Source organism: Streptomyces sp. NPDC001941, assembly GCF_040296945.1.
Taxonomy (GTDB): domain Bacteria; phylum Actinomycetota; class Actinomycetes; order Streptomycetales; family Streptomycetaceae; genus Streptomyces.
In genome coordinates, this window is sequence record NZ_JBEOYE010000243.1 from 1 (window position 1) to 1987 (window position 1987).

Annotated in this window: 2 protein-coding genes; both read right to left on the reverse strand. The window is 74.9% G+C overall.

Going from position 1 to position 1987, the window contains the following annotated elements; translation table 11 throughout:
- Positions 1-122: 122 nt before the first annotated feature.
- Positions 123-1109 carry a helix-turn-helix transcriptional regulator gene (locus tag ABT160_RS46880; RefSeq protein ID WP_351656522.1) on the reverse strand — a complete coding sequence of 329 codons (987 nt, stop codon included), beginning with the start codon at positions 1107-1109 and terminating at the stop codon, positions 123-125.
- 230 nt (positions 1110-1339) lie between these two features.
- Entirely contained in the window at positions 1340-1801 is a 462-nt protein-coding gene (locus tag ABT160_RS46885; protein WP_351656525.1) for an AQJ64_40280 family protein, read from the reverse strand.
- Positions 1802-1987: the final 186 nt, after the last annotated feature.

Here is a 1987-nt window from a genome sequence, read left to right on the forward strand (position 1 = left end):
TGGGCCCCCCCCCCCCACCCGGGGCCCTCCCCCCCCTCGGGGGGGGGGGCCCCCCCCCCCCCGGCCCCCCCCCCCCCCCCCCTCGACCGGGACCCTCCACCCGGGCCCCGGCGGCGCGTTCGTCAGTCGAGCAGCCCCGACTCGGCGATGCGCAGCGCCGCCTGGAAGCGCGTCTGCGCGCCGAGCCGCTCCATCAGGCTGGAGATGGTCCGGCTGAGCGTGCGCGAGGAGATGCCCAGCCGCCGGGCGATCACCTCGTCCTTGACCCCGTCGGCGAGCATCCGCACGATCACGCGCTCCTGCCCGTCGAGCACGAGGTCGACCGCCTGGCCCGACGCCACGGGGTGGGAGGGCGTGGCGTTGTGCCAGCAGTAGTCGTACAGCGCGTGCAGGGAACGCACGAGCACCTCGCCGTGGACCACCAGCGCGCCTTGGCCGCTGTCCTCCGGGTTGACCGGGAGCACCGCGACGTCGTCGTCGAACAACAGCATCCGCAGGGGCAGGTAGTCGGCGGTCCGGGCCTCCCTGCCGGGGCGCACGGCGTCCGCCAGGTACCCCGCCATGTACGAGACCTCCGCGGTGCGCCGCAGGTACAGGGCCTCCACCTTGATGCCCCGGCTCTCCATCTCCTTGTCCCGCAGCAGCATGTCGTCGATCAGCTCCTCGGGCGGCGGCCCGCCCGGGTGCATCGACCGCATGCGTACGCGCGCGGTGCTGCCGGCGTCCTCGAGGAAGGCGTTCACCAGGGCCGGGTGCGGCAGCACCTGCACCTCCACCTGCTCGCGGCGCTCCGCCGACAGCCGGTGGTAGTCCCGCGCCAGCGTCGAGATGGAGTCGCGGATCCGCGAGACCAGCTGCGTGTGGGCCGTCACCTGCCGCTCCTCCGCGGAGAACAGCCTGGTCAGGGCCGCCTCCGGGGCTACGGTCAGATAGCCGCTCGGCGCTTCCGAGGCGGGCGCGAGCAGGCCGAGGATGCTCAGCTCGTCACACAGCTGCTCGGCCTCCCCGCGCGAGCAGTGGGCGCGGGCCGCGACCTCCTCCAGCGTCCACCCGGGATTGCGGGAGATCAGTCCGTAGATCTTCCGGCGCGTCTCGTCGTTCTCCCCCATCGAGAAGTCCCCCTCCCCCGGCGGCCCCACGGCGGCCGGAAACGCCCCCGCGGGCGACCGCGGGTGGCAGGCCATAGTGGCATAGGCCGAAACCAGCCGTCTCGCCTCATTCGCACGCAGGCCACAGGGGGTACGGACCGGAGACCTCGCCGTCCGCTGGCCGAAAAGGGCCGCATCGGCCTCGGCCGGAGTCCTCGGCGCCGCTCATGGTCGGGGGCGGCCGGGTCCCCTCAGCGGTCGTCCCTCACCGACGGGCGGTCTCCGTACGGGTCACCCGGTCCGCCCGCCTCGGCCGTCGCCCCGACGGCACGGCGTACGGCGTCCCGGGCACCGGGGCCCAGCACGCTGTGCGTGGTCATGCCCGGCAAGGCGGGCAGGGCGGCCCAGTGGGTGACGGGTTCGTCGCACGGGCGGCCGTAGGGAAGGCGGACGACGCCGTCGGAATCGACGAAGCAGTCGTGGTGCTCGACGCCGCCCTCGTCGAAGTGCCGCCGCGTGAAATACATCGGCAGGACCAGCCACACGTCCTCGCGCTCGCCGGTCGCCTCGCCGTCGGCGCCGTGGACCGGGTAGTCGCCCACCACCGCGGCGGCCACCGGCAACCCGTCACCCGGCAGGCTCGCACGCGCGTCGACCCAGGTCACCGACGCGTCCCAGCTCCTGGTCACACGGTCCTCCGCCGGGTCCGCCACGAGGCCTCCTCCAGATCGACGTCCCGGTCACGGTACGCGACGCCCCCGGCTTGGGCGGTCGCCGCGCTGGACGGGGCGGACGCGGCTCGATCACGGACCGTCGATGAGGCCCCGGAGCTGTGACGCGTCACCCCTCGGGCGCCGGGGAGCCCGACCGGGGCCCCGCGCCCGGGGGGGGTGGGGGGC

Excerpts from the sequence above, each read along its gene's own strand:
- ABT160_RS46880 (WP_351656522.1), bottom strand. The coding sequence starts at position 1,109 with ATGGGGGAGAACGACGAGACGCGCCGGAAGATCTACGGACTGATCTCC.